Below are 14,950 nucleotides of genomic sequence, written 5' to 3' on the forward strand. Positions count from 1 at the left end.
GCGTCCATGTAAATTCAACGGTGGGAGAAAAGAAAATGAGCGGCACCTTCGAAACCCGTCTGGCCGAAATCGGCGTCACCCTGCCCGACGCCCCGGCGCCTGCGGCCAATTACGTACCCTATGTGATTTCGGGCGATCTGGTCTTCGTCTCGGGGCAGGTCTCGATGGCCGATGGCGCGTTCATTACCGGCAAGCTGGGCGACGACATGACGGTCGAGGCCGGCGCGGCCGCGGCGAAAACCTGCGCGATCGGGCTGCTGGCCCAGGTCAAGGCGGCCTGCGGCGGCGATCTGGACCGACTGGTCCGGGTGGTCAAGCTGACCGGCTTCGTCAATTCCACCGCCGATTTCGGCGATCAGCCCAAGGTGGTGAACGGCGCGTCCGATTTCCTGGTGGCGGCATTGGGCGACGCGGGGCGGCATTCGCGCTCGGCCGTCAGCGCGGCGTCGCTGCCCTTTGGCGTCGCTGTGGAAATCGAGGGGATCTTCGAAATCAGATGATCCCGCTGCCCCCCGGTTTCCTGCGTCAGCCCCTCGCGCACCGCGCCTTTCACGACCGCGCCGCCGGACGGCCCGAAAATTCGCGCGCGGCAGTGCGGGCGGCGGTGCAGGCCGGGTACGGGATCGAGATCGACATTCAGCCTTCGTCCGATGGCGCGGCGATGGTCTTTCACGACTACGATCTGAAGCGCCTGACCGGGGCAAAGGGCGCCGTGCGACAATTCAAGGCGGCAGAGCTGGACCGGATCGGCTTGCTGGGCGGCGAAGAGGGTATCCCGACCCTGGCCGAGATTCTGGAACTGGTGGCGGGACGGGTGCCGCTACTGATAGAGATCAAGGATCAGGACGGCGCGATGGGCGCGCAGGTGGGCCCGCTGGAACAGGCCGTCGCCGCCGATCTGCGTGGCTATGCCGGCGACGTGGCGCTGATGTCGTTCAACCCCCATTCGGTGGCCGCGCTGGCCAAGGCCGCGCCCGACCTGCCGCGCGGTCTGACCACCTGCGGCTATAGCGTGACGAACTGGCCGCGCCTGCCCGCCGCCACCCGCAACCGGCTGCGCCGCATCCCCGATTACGACGATGTCGGCGCGTCGTTCATCAGCCACAACGCGCGCGATCTGTCCCGCCGACGGGTGGCCGAACTGAAACAGCACAAGGGCGCCGCAGTGCTGTGCTGGACGATCCGCTCGCCCCTGGACGAGGCGCGCGCCCGGCAGGTCGCCCAGAATGTGACGTTCGAGGGATATTCCGCCCGCCTGCCGGGCGCTTGACGCAGCGCAGCGCGACCCCAACTATTGTCAGGAACGCAGGCAGGGGCAGATGCCGGAAACGCAGGTCGAAATCAATGTGCTGACAAGCCTGGCCCAAATTCCGGCCGGGCAATGGGACAGGTGCGCCTGCCCCGAAACCGCCGATGGCGGGCGGGCGTATGATCCGTTCACCACCCACCGCTTTTTGCTGGCGCTGGAGCAAAGCGGATCGGTCGGGCGGGGCACCGGCTGGCAGCCGCGGTATCTGACCGTCTGGCTGGACGGGGCGGTGATCGGGGCGGCACCGCTTTATGCGAAAACCCACAGTCAGGGCGAATATATCTTCGACCACAACTGGGCCCACGCCTTTGAACGCGCGGGCAGGCGCTATTATCCGAAACTGCAGATCGCGGTGCCCTTCACACCCGCCACCGGGCGGCGCTTTCTGGTGCGCCCCGAATATGCGGAACTGGCGCAGGCCGCGCTGGTGCAGGGCGCGGTGCAACTGGCCGCCGAAAACGAATTGTCGTCGTTGCATATCACTTTCTGTACCGCTCAAGAGGCCGAGGCCGGCCAGAAAATGGGTCTGATGCACCGCGCCAGCCAGCAGTTCCACTGGCTGAATGCGGGCTACGGCAGTTTCGACGATTTCCTGGCCTCGTTATCATCGCGCAAGCGCAAGAATATCCGCAAGGAACGCGCGACGGCGCAAGGTTTCGGCGGCACCATACGGATGCTGACCGGCGATGCGATCACACCGGAACATTGGGACGCGTTCTGGCGTTTTTATCAGGATACCGGCGCGCGCAAATGGGGCACCCCCTATCTGACACGCGCGTTTTTCGACATCGCGCAGGAGGTGCTGCGCGACGATATCCTGCTGGTGATGGCCGAACGCGGCGGGCACGAGGTGGCCGGCGCGCTGAACTTTATCGGGCGCGATGCGCTGTTCGGGCGCTACTGGGGCGCGATCGAGGATCACCCCTGCCTGCATTTCGAGGCCTGTTATTATCAGGCCATCGATTTTGCGATTGCGCAGGGCCTGAACCGGGTCGAGGCCGGCGCGCAGGGCGAGCACAAGCTGGCGCGCGGCTATCTGCCCACGCCGACCCATTCGCTGCACTGGGTCGCGGACGACGGCTTTGCCCAAGCGATCGCGCAATACCTGCGGGCCGAGCGCGACGCGGTGGACGAAGAGATCGAGGTGCTGACCAGCTATGGCCCCTTCAAGAAGACCCTGACGGAGGACGAATGAGCGACAAATTGACGCATGAACAGCGCGAAACCGCCCTGCCGCCGCTGCTGGACGCGGGCTGGAACATGGCGGACGGGCGCGATGCCATTGCCAAGACATTCAGCTTTGCCGATTTCACCGCCGCGTTCGGCTGGATGACCCGCGTTGCGCTATGGGCCGAGAAATGGAACCATCACCCGGAATGGTGCAATGTCTACAAAACGGTAGAGGTGACGCTTTGCACCCATGACGCGGGCGGACTGACCGAGCGCGATCTGAAACTGGCACGGAAAATGGACGAACTGGCGAATTGATGGAAAAACTGCTGACCACCGAAATCATCGACGGCAAGACGCTGGGCGACGTGCTGACGCTGGAATTTCTGGCCTCTGTCACCGGCAACGTGCTGGCGGCGGTACTGATCTTGCTGGCCGGGGCGATCCTGTCACGCTGGGCCAGCGGGCGCATCCGCGGGCTGGGCGAAAAACACCAACGCCTGGACATCACGCTGTTCAACTTCCTGGCCAATGTGGTGCGTTATACGATTCTGGTGTTCGCGGTCCTGATCGTCCTCAACACCTTCGGAATACAGACCACATCAATCGTCGCCGTGATCGGTGCCGCCGGCCTGGCCGTCGGCCTGGCGCTGCAGGGCACGCTGTCGAACGTGGCCGCCGGGGTGATGATCATTTTCTTCCGGCCCTTCAAGACCGGCGACTTCGTCGAGGTCAGCGGCCAGATGGGCACGGTCAAGGACATCACCCTGAATTTCACCGAGCTGGCCTCGGTCGGCAATGTGCAGATCATCATCCCCAATTCGCAGGTCTGGGGCAACACAATCACCAATTATTCAAGCTATGACACGCGCCGGGCCGAATGGACCTTCGGTGTGGGTTATGGCGCCAGTCTGGCCGATGCCGAACGCATCATCCACGACACGATCATGAGCGATCCGCGCAGCATGGCCGCGCCCGAACCCTTCATTCAGGTCAACGCCCTGAACAGCAGTTCGGTGGATTTTCTGGTGCGCGTCTGGGTCAAAAGCAGCGATTTCTTCGCCTATCAGGCCGATATGAAACGCAAGGTCAAAGAGGCGCTGGATGCGGGCGGCGTGGACATTCCGTTCCCCACGCAAACCCTGATCATGGAAAAATCCGCCGAGGCATGACCGGGGCCGGGGCGCCACGATCCGCGCCCCGGCACATCCTTTTCACGGCCCGTCTAAAGCGACGCAAGCAGACCCTCGCCGGCCGACACCTCGCACTGACCGGGGGTTGCCTCTTGGTTCAGCACGGTCACGATGCCGTCGTCCACGAGCATCGCATATCGTTTGGACCGGGCCATCAGCCCCGCCGCCGGCGCGGAAAACGCCATCCCGGTCGCGGTGGTGAACACGCTGCCCGCATCCGCCAGAAGGGTGACACCGGCCGCGCCTGCGCCGGTTGCCGCATCCCAGGCCTGCATCACGAACGGATCGTTGACCGACAGGCAGATCACCTCGTCCACGCCCTTTTGCGCGAACGCGTCGCGGGTGCGGATGAAACTGGGCAGATGCGCTGAATGGCAGGTCGGGGTGAACGCGCCCGGCACCGCGAAAATCACCACTTTGCGGCCGCGCAGCTTGTCGGCCAGCGGCACCTCTTCGGGGCCGTTTGGCCCCATTTTCACCAAAGTTGCGTCGGGCAACCTGTCGCCCACCGAAATCGTCATTCTGTGTCCTCCTGCATTGCGCTTTGTTCCCTTGGGGGGATATAGGATGTTGGCGCGCGCGAACCAGTTGGGAAAGGCCGGAATAAGAATGACACATATTGTTGCCATAGGCGCCGGTCAGGCCGGTTGCGCCCTTGTCGCCAAGCTGCGCGCGCTCAAGTTCACCGGGCAGATCACCCTTATCGGCGAAGAGGGCGCCCCGCCCTACCAGCGCCCGCCGCTGTCGAAAAAATACCTGCTGGGCGACATGCCCAAAGAGCGGCTGTATTTGCGCCCGCATAGTTTTTACGCCGAGAACGGGATCGACCTGCGCCTGTCCGACACCGCAATCGCCATCGACCGCAAGGAAAAGGTCGTGATCGCCGGCGGTCAGGCGATCCAGTATGACCAGCTTGCGCTGACCACCGGCTCGGTGCCGCGCCGCCTGCCCGGCGCCATCGGCGGAGAGTTGGACGGCGTCCATGTCATGCGCACCCTGAATGATGCCGACAGCATGGCCCCCGCCTTTGTCGAAGGTGCGCGCGTGCTGATCGTCGGCGGCGGCTATATCGGGCTGGAAGCTGCGGCCGTGGCCGCCAGCCGCGGGCTGAAGGTGACGCTGGTGGAAATGTCCGACCGCATCCTGCAGCGGGTCGCCGCACCCGAGACATCCGACTATTTCCGCGCGCTGCACAAATCGCACGGCGTCGATCTGCGCGAAGGCGTCGGGCTGGACCGGCTGCTGGGTGACACCCATGTCACCGGCGCGCGGCTGACCGACGGCAGCGAGCTGGAGCTTGATCTGGTGATCGTCGGCGTCGGAATCACCCCCGCCACCGCGCTGGCCGAGGCCGCCGGGCTGGATCTGGACAACGGGATCGCGGTGGATGCGCAGGGCCGCACTTCTGACCCGTCGATCTGGTCGGCGGGCGATTGCGCGAGCTTCCCATACAAGGGGCGGCGCATCCGGCTGGAAAGCGTACAGAACGCCATCGATCAGGCCGAACTGGTGGCCCAGAACATGCTGGGTGCGGGCAAGGACTATGCGCCGTTCCCGTGGTTCTGGTCGGATCAGTATGACGTCAAACTGCAGATCGCCGGTCTGAATACCGGCTATGACCGGATCGTGGTACGCCCCGGTGACAAGGAAGGCGCGGTCAGCCACTGGTATTATCAGGGCGACACGCTGATGGCGGTGGACGCGATGAACGACCCGCGCGCCTATATGATCGGCAAGCGACTGATTGAGGCCGGGAATTCGCCAGCGCCAGCGGTGATGGCCACCCCCGGAACCGATCTCAAGGCGCTGCTGACGGCGTGAGAATCATCGCGGGGCAGCACCGGGGCCTGACGCTGGCCTCGGTCGGGGCCGGGGATGCGGGCGCGCATCTGCGCCCCACCAGCGACCGGGTGCGCGAAAGCTTGTTCAACCTGCTGCTGAATGGCGGTTACGGCGACCCGGTGACGGGCGCGCGGGTGCTGGATCTGTTCGCGGGCACCGGCGCGCTGGGGCTGGAGGCGCTGTCGCGTGGCGCGGCGCATGTGACCTTTGTCGATGACGGCGTCAAGGCGCGCGCCCTGATCCGCGAGAATGTCGAGAAATGCCGCGCCATGGGGGTGACCAAGCTGTATCGCCGCGACGCCACCCGGCTGGGCGAGAACCGCGGCGCGCCGTTCACCCTGATCTTCCTCGACCCGCCCTATGGCAAAGGACTGGGCGCGCCGGCGCTGGCCGCAGCCCGCGAAGGCGGCTGGCTGGCCGAAGGCGCCCTTGTGGTGTGGGAAGAGAACGCGCCGCAAGAGCCGCCCGTGGGGTTCACCCTGCTGGACAGCCGCAAATACGGCGACACGGTGATCACGATCCTGGAGCACGCATAGGGGCCAGCCCGCAGGCCGGCCCCGGCCGTGTTCAATCCTGCGCGTCGCGCGTGACCTGCACCGCCGCGCGGGCATCGGCGACCATGGCCGTACCGTCCAGCCCCTTGGCGTCCATCTCGGCGATCCATTCGGCGGTGACCACATCGCCCAGCGCCCGAATGCGGGCGGTTTCGGCGGTGCCCAGTTCGGCGATCTCGTTGCCGGAGGCGGCGATATAGGCGCGCGCTTCGACATCGCCGATATCATACGCCTGCCCGGCCCAGGCCGACGCCATGTAGCCGGAATTGGCGTCGATCACCGCCTTCAGATCATCCGGCAGGCTGTCATATTTCGCCTTGTTCATCGCCCAGATGAAAAAGAGGTTATACAGCGAATTTTCCCCCGCCACGTCGGTATGACTGTCGGCCAGCTCGTCCAGCTTCAGCGACGGCGCCATGTCCCAGGTGATCACACCGCCATCCAGCACCCCCTTGGCCAGTGCCTCGGGAAAGGCGGGCACGGCCATGCCGACCGGCGTGGCGCCCAGCTTTTTCAGCAGCAAGGTGGCCGGGCGCGACGGGCCGCGCAGTTTCAGGCCTGCGAAATCCTCGACCGTAGCGATGGCGGAGCCTTTCTTGTGCACGATACCGCGACCATGCATATGCGCGGCGATCAGGTGCACGTCGCTGAAATCGTCCATCAGGTATTTCTGGGCATAGACCCAGGCCGCTTTCGACGCCTCCTCGGCACTTTTGGTGACCATGAAGGGCAGTTCCAGCGCTTCTGCCTCGGGGAAGCGGCCCGGCTGATAGCCGGGAATGACCCAGCCACCGTCAATCGCACCGTCGCGGATCAGGTCATACTGGCTGGGCGCTTTGCCACCAAGCTGCATGAAGGGATAAATCTCGACCTTGATGCGTCCGCCCGAGTCGCGCGCGATCTTTTCCGCCCAAGGTTCAAGGAAATATTTCGGATTCGCCGACAAGGGCGACACGAAATGCTGAAAGCGCAGCGTCACCTCCTGTGCGGCGGCCGCCGTGGCAGCAGTGGCGGTGAACAGGGCAAGGGCTGCGGATTTGAGAAGTCGCTGCATCGCGCGAGCCTCCTTTTGATCGGTCAACGGGGTCGCCACGGCCAGATCGGCGCGGCTGGGACGTTACCTAATGGCTATTGCCAAAAGGTGCAAATCGCTCGCATCTGGACCAGATGGTCAAAATAGTATTGTGAATCAAGCGCGTATATGCACCCGACCCGCCGCCGTGATCTTCCAGACCGTGCCATCCTCGATCACCACGGCCGACAGCGGACCGCCATAGGCCGCGCCGGTATCCAGGTTCAGCCGGTTGCCGTAATGCGTGACCTCATCCACCGGGGTATGGCCATGCACGATCAGCGCCCCGTGATCACGCCGGTCGTTGTGAAATTCACCGCGAATCCAGACCAGATCATCCTCGGCCTGATCGGCCAGCGGCACACCGGGCCGGATGCCCGCGTGACAGTAATAGACGCTGTCTAACCGGAAATGGGTCGGCAGGCCGCCCAGCAGTGTCATATGCGCCTGCGGCACCACCGCGCGCGCCTCGGCGTGAATCTCCTCGGCCCGGCGTTTGCGGGATACGTCGATGCCGTAACCCGCCAGCGTTTGGCGCCCGCCGATATTGTCCTGCAACCAGTGAAGATCGTCGCGCAGCGGATCAGGCTGCGGCGGCGCTTGCAGGAAATGCCACATCATCCGGTCATGGTTGCCCTTCAGCACCACCCAGGGCGCACCCGCCGCCTGCCCCGCGATCAGGAAATCCAGCACACCGGGCACGTCCGGCCCGCGATCCACCAGATCGCCGACATGCACCACCGGCGCCTGCGCGTCGCCGGTTTGTGCCTTGTCCCGGTCGATCCAGCCATGCACCGCGTGCAGCTTGTCCAGATGCCCGTGGATATCGCCAATCGCATATGTACGCATGTTTTCCGCCTTTCAAATGAAACGGACCCGGCGCTTTGCACTGCGACGGGCCCGAAAACTGTTCATCCCGAATGGGGGGATCAGGCCACTTCGAACTCCAGCGGGCGAACCTGCTGGAACAGCCCCGTGGCGCGCAGCTTGGCCAGCACCTCTTCGGGGATCGGGTTATCGACATAGAGCAACGCAATCGCATTGTGGCCCACGGTTGTCCGGCCCAGGGTGAAGTTGGCGATGTTCACGCCGTTTTCGCCCAGGATACCGCCCAGGGTGCCGATGATGCCGGGCACGTCTTCGTTGGTGGTATACAACATGTGTTCGCCGATCTCGGCGTCAATGTTGATGCCCTTGATCTGGATGAAGCGCGGCTTGCCATCGCTGAACACCGTACCCGCGATCGAACGCTCGCGCGCGTCGGTGACGACGGTCAGTTTGATATAGCCGTCGAACACGCCGGATTTGTGCTGGGTGGTGCGGCTGATCTTGATGCCGCGCTCTTCGGCGATGATCGGGGCGGATACCATGTTCACATCCGGGTTCGCCGGTTTCATGATCCCGGAAATGGCGGCGCAGTTCAGCGCGTCCAGGTTCATCTCTGCGGCGTGTCCGTCGTACAGGATGTTGATCGCCTTCACCGGCTCGTCCGTCAACTGGCCCACGAAGGCGCCCAGATGCTCGGCCAGCTTGATCCACGGGCCCATGGTCTTGGCCTCTTCGGCGGTGACCGACGGCATGTTCAGCGCGTTAGTCACGGCGCCGGTCAGCAGGTAATCGGACATCTGCTCGGCCACCTGAAGCGCCACGTTTTCCTGGGCTTCGGTGGTCGAGGCGCCCAGATGTGGGGTGCAGACCACGTTGGGCAGACCAAACAGCGGGCTGTCGGTGGCGGGCTCGACCGCGAACACGTCCAGCGCGGCACCGGCCACATGGCCCGATTTCAGCGCCTCGGCCAGCGCGGCCTCGTCCACCAGACCGCCGCGGGCACAGTTGATGATGCGCACGCCCTTCTTGGTCTTGGCGATGTTTTCCTTGCTGAGGATGTTCTTGGTCTTGTCGGTCAGCGGCACGTGCAGGGTGATGAAATCGGACTTGGCCAGCAGCTCGTCCAGTTCCACCTTGGTCACGCCCAGCTTGTCGGCGCGTTCCTCCGACAGGAAGGGATCATAGGCGATGACGCGCATGTGCAGCCCGTTGGCGCGGTCGCAGACGATGCCGCCGATGTTGCCCGCGCCGATCACGCCCAGCACCTTGCTGGTCAGCTCGACCCCCATGAATTTCGACTTTTCCCACTTGCCCGCATGGGTCGAGGCGCTGGCCTCGGGGATCTGGCGGGCCACGGCGAACATCATCGCGATGGCGTGTTCGGCGGTGGTGATCATGTTGCCGAACGGTGTGTTCATCACGATCACGCCCTTTTTCGACGCGGCGGGGATATCGACATTGTCGACCCCGATGCCGGCGCGGGCCACGACCTTGAGGTTGTCGGCCGCTTCCAGCAGCTTGGCCGTCACCTTGGTGGCCGAGCGGATCGCAAGACCGTCGTAATCCTTGATCTTGGCCAGCAGGGCGTCCTTGTCTTTGCCGAGGTTGGGTTCGAAATCCACGTCGATGCCACGATCGCGGAAAATCTGGACGGCGGTCTCGGACAACTTGTCGGAAACGAGAACTTTGGGTGCCATGGTCTCAGGCTCCTTTGGATGCAGAAAGGGGGCGCTCATTGGTCCCTCCGGTTTCTCTTCGCGGGAAGAGCGCCCGGATGGGAGCGATGAGCGTTTGATTACTGTGCGGCGATCTCGGCGTTGAACGCCCAGTCCAGCCACGGCATCAGTGCCGCAACGTCCGATGTTTCCACCGTGCCGCCGCACCAGATGCGCAGACCGGCGGGCGCGTCGCGGTAGGCGCCGATATCCAGCGCCACGCCTTCGGCCTCCAGCCGTTTGGCGACGGCTTTGGCAAAGGCCGCGCCGTCGGTGATGCGGTCATCGGTGAACTTCAGGCAGACGCTGGTGTTCGAGCGCGTGGCCGGATCAACGGCCAGATTCGCGATCCAATCGTGGCTGTCCACGAAATCCGCGATCACGGTGGCATTGGCGTCGGCGCGGGCGATCATCCCGGTCAGCCCGCCCACGGATTTCGCCCAGTCGAGCGCCACGAGATAATCCTCGACCGCCAGCATCGAGGGCGTGTTGATCGTCTCGCCCACAAAGATGCCTTTGATCAACTTGCCACCCTTGGTCATGCGGAAAATCTTGGGCAGCGGCCAGGCCGGGGTATAGCTTTCCAGCCGTTCGACCGCGCGGGGGCTCAGAACCAGCATGCCGTGGGCCGCTTCGCCGCCCAGCACCTTTTGCCAGCTGAACGTGGTCACATCCAGCTTGTCCCAGGGCAGGTCCATCGCAAAGGCGGCCGAGGTCGCGTCGCAGATGGTCAGCCCGTCACGGTCAGCCGGGATCGCATCGCCATTGGGCAGACGCACACCCGAGGTGGTGCCGTTCCAGGTGAAAACCACGTCCTTGTCGAAATCGACGCCGGCGAGATCGACAATCTCGCCGTATTCGGCGGTTTTTACGGTGGCGTCGAGTTTCAGTTGCTTGACCACATCGGTGACCCAGCCGGCGCCGAAGCTTTCCCAGGCCAGCATTTCCACCGGGCGCTGGCCCAGCAGCGACCACATCGCCATTTCCATCGCGCCGGTATCCGACGCAGGAACGATGCCGATGCGGTAATCGGCGGGGATGCCCAGCACCTCGCGCGTCGTTTCGATCGCCGCTTTCAGCTTGGCCTTGCCCACGGCGGCGCGGTGCGAGCGGCCCAAGGGCGCGTCGGACAGCTTGTCGAGGGTGAAAGTGGGATTCTTGGCGCAGGGGCCGGAGGAAAAGCGCGGATTTGCCGGGCGCGCTGCCGGGGTAGCATTTACCATTGGATGGTATCCTTACAGATATATGCCCCTCGTTGGGGAGGGGTGTCCCGCGGATGCAGATACGTCCGACGGGCCACTGGCGCAAGAGGGAAAGCTGCGCTATTGCGCCGCTTGAACGCTGAAAAGCGACACGCCTGTTCACTATCGGAAACTGCCCATGTTTGTTGCCACCCTTCTGACCAACCCCGCCGCGCCCGCGCTGGACACCACCACGACCGAGGCGTTGCGCAATGCCTGGGGTGGCGGGGCTGCGCGCTGGCTTGCCCCTGAAATTGCCGCGGAATTCCCGCTGGCGGCCGCGCCGGACAACCTGTGGGATGTTTGGGGCGAGATGCAGGCGCTGGGTATCGATCTGGTGGTGCAGCGCGCCGAAGGGCGGCGCAAGAAGATGCTGCTGGCCGATATGGACAGCACCATGATTCAGCAGGAATGCATTGACGAGCTGGCCGCCGAGGCGGGAATCGGTCCGCGCGTGGCCGAGATCACCGCGCGCGCGATGAATGGCGAACTGGACTTCGAGGGCGCGCTGCGCGAACGGGTCGGCCTGCTGGCCGGGCTGGACGCGGCGGTGATCGACAAGGTGCTGGCGACCCGTATCACCTTTACCCCCGGCGGGGCCGAACTGATCGCGACGATGAAGGCCAATGGCGGCTTTGCGGTGCTGGTGTCGGGCGGGTTCACCAATTTCGCGGCCAAGGTGGCCGCCGATCTGGGTTTCGACGAAAGCCGCGCCAACACGTTGCTGATTGCGGATGGCAAGCTGACCGGCCGCGTGGCCGAACCGATTCTGGGCCGCGAGGCCAAGGTTTCCGCGCTACGGGACATCTCGGCGCGGCTGGGGCTGGATGTGGCCGATGTGATGGCGGTGGGCGACGGCGCCAACGATCTGGGGATGCTGGGGCTGGCCGGGGCGGGCGTGGCGCTGCATGCCAAGCCTTCGGTCGCGGCCGAATGCGATATCCGCATCAACCACGGCGACCTGACCGCGCTGTTGTATATTCAGGGCTATGCCCGCGACGATTTCGCCGGGTGACACCGGTTCAGGCGAAGCCTGCGGCCACCCGGATCGATCCGGTTTCGATCCCGCGCCAGTTGCGCACAGGCGCATTCAGAAAGGTTCGCGTGGCCGGATGATCCGCCGCCAGCGCGCCCAACTTCACCAGCAGCGCGGCGATGGCGCATTCGGATGCCCGCGTGGCACCATCGGCGATTTTCAGGGCGATACCCAGCTTCTGCGCGGGCAGAATCGCCACAAACACCGCCTCGGCCCCGGTCTTGACCGCCACCTTGCCGCCCATCGCGCGCATCAGCAGGGTGCAGGCACGTCCCTCGCCCGCGACCAGTTCGGGATAGGTGGCCATCGCCTTTGCCAGCCGCGCGGCAGAGCGTTCGCGCACCGTTGCGCCGTCTTCCTGCGCGCCCGCGAAAAACGCCATGGCGCGGGCCAGCCCATGCACCGTGGTGGCGAAATTGGGGGCCGAGCAGCCGTCGATGCCGAAACCGGGGCTGTCCATGCCGGTCACATCCTCGAACGCTTCGCGCACCGCCAGTTGGACGGGATGCGCGGGATCGACATATTCGGGGCCCGCGTTCAGGTGTTTGGTCAGCGTCAGAAAGCCCGAATGCTTGCCCGAGCAGTTGTTGTGCATCTGGCAGGGCTGACCATGGGCGCGGATCATCGCGTGTTTGGTTTCCGTATCACGCGGTGCCTCTGCCCCGCAGCGGAAGGCGTCACCGGTCAGGCCCAGACCGGCCAGCCACGTCTGCACCATATCGGTATGGATCGGCGCCCCCTGATGCGACGCGCAAGACAGCGCAAGCTGCGCCTCGCGCAGCCCGAAGGCATTGGCGGCACCGCTGTCCAGCAGCGGCAGGGCCTGGATCATCTTGGTCGACGAGCGCGGCAGGATCACCGCATCCGGGTCGCCCCAGGCCTGCACGATCCCGCCCGACGCATCGCAGATCACCGCGTGGCCCAGATGAAGCGACTCCTGAAACGGGCCGCGCCAGACCTCTACCATCGGAACGGCATTTGCCATTGGGGATCCTTTCCTCACGCATGCGCGATTTTCCGCCATGGGGGCTTTCTAAAATCGGCAGTTTTACGTTAGTCTTCGCATATCGAGTTGAAAACCGGCGCGCCACTCGAAAAGGTCCGGCTAACGGCCATGTGGGCGGGCGACAGAGGCAAGAAACAGCTTGGAGGCTGTGAACGACATGACATCTTGGGTGAAGCGCGGAATTGTCGGCAGCATGCTGGCACTGGCTGCCATCGGCGCCAATGCGCAGGAATCGACCAACCGCGTTGCGGTCGAGACGGATTGGGAAGTCTTTGCGGAGCCACCCCAGGCGCCGACCGATTGCTGGGGCGCTGCGGTTCCCAAAGAGACCGTCAACACCGACTCGAGCGGTCGGATCAAGGCGGTGCGGCGTGGCGATATCCTGCTGTTCGTGACCTATCGTCCGAAAAGCGGTGTGAGCGGCGAGATTTCCTTTACCGGCGGGTATCCGTTTGCGCCCGACTCCTTCGTGACGCTGGAGGTTGGCGACGAAACCTATGAGTTGTTCACCGATGGCGAATGGGCCTGGCCCGCGTCGAAAGCCGACGACGCCAAGATCCTGGCCGCGATGAAGCGGGGCTCCAGCGCCGTTCTGACCGGGCACTCGTCGCGCGGGACGATCACCAAGGATTCGTTCTCGCTTCTAGGCTTCACGGCGGCTACGGAATCGGCCAGCAAATACTGCGGCGGCTGATCCGCGCGCGCGGTGTTTATTTGCGCGCGCGAATCCTGTAGAAAACGCGACTTGATCTACGGAGACGCGCCGCCATGACCATTACCCAGGATGTTGTGACCATCCCCCGCAAGCTGCCCGAGGGCGGCAAGGTGAACCTTGTGGGTCTCACCCGTGATCAGTTGCGCGACGCGCTGGTCACCGCCGGCACGCCCGAAAAGCAGGCCAAAATGCGGGTGAACCAGCTGTGGCAGTGGATTTATCAAAAAGGTGTGCGCAGCTTCGACGCGATGACCAACCTGTCGAAGGACTATCGCGCACTGTTGGAATCGCATTTCGTGATCGAGCTGCCCGAGGTCGTGTCGAAGCATGTCTCGGCCGATGGCACCCGCAAGTATCTGGTGCGGATCGCCGGCGGGCACGAGGTGGAAACCGTCTATATCCCCGATAACGGGCGCGGAACGCTGTGCATCTCGTCCCAGGTGGGCTGTACGCTGACCTGTTCGTTCTGCCACACCGGCACCCAGAAACTGGTGCGCAACCTGACCGCCGGTGAAATCGTCGGCCAGATCATGCTGGCCCGTGACGATCTGGGTGAATGGCCCAAGCCGGGCGGCGGCCCCAAGGAAGAGGCACGGCTGCTGAGCAATGTCGTGCTGATGGGCATGGGCGAGCCGCTGTATAATTTCGACGCGGTGCGCGACGCGATGAAGATTGCCATGGATCACGAAGGCATTTCCCTCAGCCGCCGGCGGATCACCCTGTCCACCTCGGGCGTGGTGCCGGAAATCGCCCGCACAGCCGAGGAAATCGGTTGCCTGCTGGCGATCAGCTTTCACGCCACCACCGATGCGGTGCGCGACAAGCTGGTGCCGATCAACAAGAAATGGAACATCGCCACCTTGCTGGAGGCGCTGCGCGCCTATCCGAAACTGAGCAATTCCGAGCGGATCACCTTTGAATATGTGATGCTGAAGGATGTGAATGACAGCGACGCGGATGCGCGGCGACTGGTCAAGCTGATCCAGGGCATTCCGGCCAAGATCAATCTGATCCCGTTCAACGAATGGCCCGGCGCGCCCTATGAGCGGTCAGACTGGGACCGGATCGAGGCGTTTGCCGATATCGTCTACAAGGCCGGCTATGCCAGCCCGATCCGCACCCCGCGCGGCGAGGATATCATGGCCGCCTGCGGTCAGCTGAAATCGACCACCGAACGGGCGCGCAAATCACGCAAAGAGATTCAGGCCGAGGCCGGGCTTTAACGCGCCGTTCCCCGGGCACAGCCATACATGGCTCAACCCGCGGTTC

The 14,950-nt window shown here is 64.2% G+C and carries 16 protein-coding genes; 10 read left to right on the forward strand and 6 right to left on the reverse strand.

Annotated features, from left to right (window positions below; translation table 11 throughout):
• Positions 1-35: 35 nt before the first annotated feature.
• Genes ACSR1C_RS00355 through ACSR1C_RS00375 form a run of 5 tightly spaced genes read left to right on the forward strand, consistent with a single transcriptional unit; the run spans position 36 to position 3,651 of the window.
• Positions 36-500 (forward strand): RidA family protein, encoded by a 465-nt coding sequence (locus ACSR1C_RS00355; protein WP_460257334.1) that lies wholly within the window; start codon positions 36-38, stop codon positions 498-500.
• Positions 497-1,270, forward strand: a complete 774-nt coding sequence (locus ACSR1C_RS00360) for a glycerophosphodiester phosphodiesterase family protein (protein ID WP_460257335.1) — start codon at positions 497-499, stop codon at positions 1,268-1,270. The genes ACSR1C_RS00355 and ACSR1C_RS00360 overlap by 4 nt, the downstream gene beginning before the upstream one ends.
• A gap of 49 nt (positions 1,271-1,319) precedes the next feature.
• Complete coding sequence (locus tag ACSR1C_RS00365; protein WP_460257336.1) at positions 1,320-2,504, forward strand: GNAT family N-acetyltransferase; 1,185 nt, start codon at positions 1,320-1,322, stop codon at positions 2,502-2,504.
• The gene (locus ACSR1C_RS00370) at positions 2,501-2,797 is read left to right on the forward strand and encodes a 4a-hydroxytetrahydrobiopterin dehydratase (RefSeq protein ID WP_460257337.1); all 297 of its coding nucleotides are present in this window, start codon (positions 2,501-2,503) and stop codon (positions 2,795-2,797) included. The genes ACSR1C_RS00365 and ACSR1C_RS00370 overlap by 4 nt, the downstream gene beginning before the upstream one ends.
• Positions 2,797-3,651: a mechanosensitive ion channel family protein gene (locus ACSR1C_RS00375; protein ID WP_460257338.1), complete on the forward strand. Its 855-nt coding sequence runs from the start codon at positions 2,797-2,799 to the stop codon at positions 3,649-3,651. Before ACSR1C_RS00370 ends, ACSR1C_RS00375 begins: the two co-directional genes overlap by 1 nt.
• A gap of 53 nt (positions 3,652-3,704) precedes the next feature.
• On the opposite strand, the gene ACSR1C_RS00380 is transcribed toward ACSR1C_RS00375, so the two are convergent.
• A complete protein-coding gene (locus ACSR1C_RS00380) occupies positions 3,705-4,193 on the reverse strand; it encodes a redoxin family protein (RefSeq protein ID WP_460257339.1) in 489 nt (162 codons plus the stop codon).
• Positions 4,194-4,281: 88 nt separating this feature from the next.
• Between ACSR1C_RS00380 and ACSR1C_RS00385 the strand changes: the two genes are divergently transcribed.
• Together ACSR1C_RS00385 and rsmD are read left to right on the forward strand one after the other, a co-directional pair.
• Positions 4,282-5,493, forward strand: a complete 1,212-nt coding sequence (locus ACSR1C_RS00385) for an NAD(P)/FAD-dependent oxidoreductase (protein ID WP_460257340.1) — start codon at positions 4,282-4,284, stop codon at positions 5,491-5,493.
• A complete protein-coding gene (gene rsmD, locus ACSR1C_RS00390) occupies positions 5,490-6,050 on the forward strand; it encodes a 16S rRNA (guanine(966)-N(2))-methyltransferase RsmD (protein ID WP_460257341.1) in 561 nt (186 codons plus the stop codon). Before ACSR1C_RS00385 ends, rsmD begins: the two co-directional genes overlap by 4 nt.
• Positions 6,051-6,081: 31 nt before the next feature.
• Here the strand turns inward: rsmD and ACSR1C_RS00395 are convergent, their stop codons facing one another.
• From ACSR1C_RS00395 to ACSR1C_RS00410, 4 genes are all read right to left on the reverse strand, one after another.
• The gene (locus tag ACSR1C_RS00395) at positions 6,082-7,122 is read right to left on the reverse strand and encodes a TRAP transporter substrate-binding protein (protein WP_460257342.1); all 1,041 of its coding nucleotides are present in this window, start codon (positions 7,120-7,122) and stop codon (positions 6,082-6,084) included.
• Positions 7,123-7,257: 135 nt separating this feature from the next.
• Positions 7,258-7,989, reverse strand: coding sequence for a metallophosphoesterase (locus ACSR1C_RS00400; RefSeq protein WP_460257343.1), 732 nt, complete (start codon positions 7,987-7,989; stop codon positions 7,258-7,260).
• Between the two features lie 80 nt (positions 7,990-8,069).
• Positions 8,070-9,665 carry a phosphoglycerate dehydrogenase gene (gene serA / locus ACSR1C_RS00405; RefSeq protein WP_460257344.1) on the reverse strand — a complete coding sequence of 532 codons (1,596 nt, stop codon included), beginning with the start codon at positions 9,663-9,665 and terminating at the stop codon, positions 8,070-8,072.
• 98 nt (positions 9,666-9,763) lie between these two features.
• A complete protein-coding gene (locus tag ACSR1C_RS00410) occupies positions 9,764-10,906 on the reverse strand; it encodes a phosphoserine transaminase (protein WP_460257345.1) in 1,143 nt (380 codons plus the stop codon).
• 157 nt (positions 10,907-11,063) lie between these two features.
• On the opposite strand from ACSR1C_RS00410, the gene serB reads away from it, so the two are divergent.
• On the forward strand, positions 11,064-11,939 hold the full coding sequence (gene serB / locus ACSR1C_RS00415) for a phosphoserine phosphatase SerB (RefSeq protein WP_460257346.1): 876 nt from the start codon (positions 11,064-11,066) through the stop codon (positions 11,937-11,939).
• A gap of 7 nt (positions 11,940-11,946) precedes the next feature.
• Here serB and ACSR1C_RS00420 read toward each other — a convergent pair whose 3' ends face one another.
• Positions 11,947-12,945 (reverse strand): asparaginase, encoded by a 999-nt coding sequence (locus ACSR1C_RS00420; protein ID WP_460257347.1) that lies wholly within the window; start codon positions 12,943-12,945, stop codon positions 11,947-11,949.
• Positions 12,946-13,123: 178 nt separating this feature from the next.
• Here ACSR1C_RS00420 and ACSR1C_RS00425 point away from each other — a divergent pair, with 178 nt between their 5' ends.
• Both ACSR1C_RS00425 and rlmN read left to right on the forward strand, forming a co-directional pair.
• Positions 13,124-13,660: an invasion associated locus B family protein gene (locus tag ACSR1C_RS00425; protein WP_460257348.1), complete on the forward strand. Its 537-nt coding sequence runs from the start codon at positions 13,124-13,126 to the stop codon at positions 13,658-13,660.
• Positions 13,661-13,734: 74 nt separating this feature from the next.
• Positions 13,735-14,904, forward strand: coding sequence for a dual-specificity RNA methyltransferase RlmN (gene rlmN / locus ACSR1C_RS00430; RefSeq protein WP_460257349.1), 1,170 nt, complete (start codon positions 13,735-13,737; stop codon positions 14,902-14,904).
• Positions 14,905-14,950 lie beyond the last annotated feature (46 nt).

This window comes from Actibacterium sp. D185-2 (assembly GCF_054954595.1).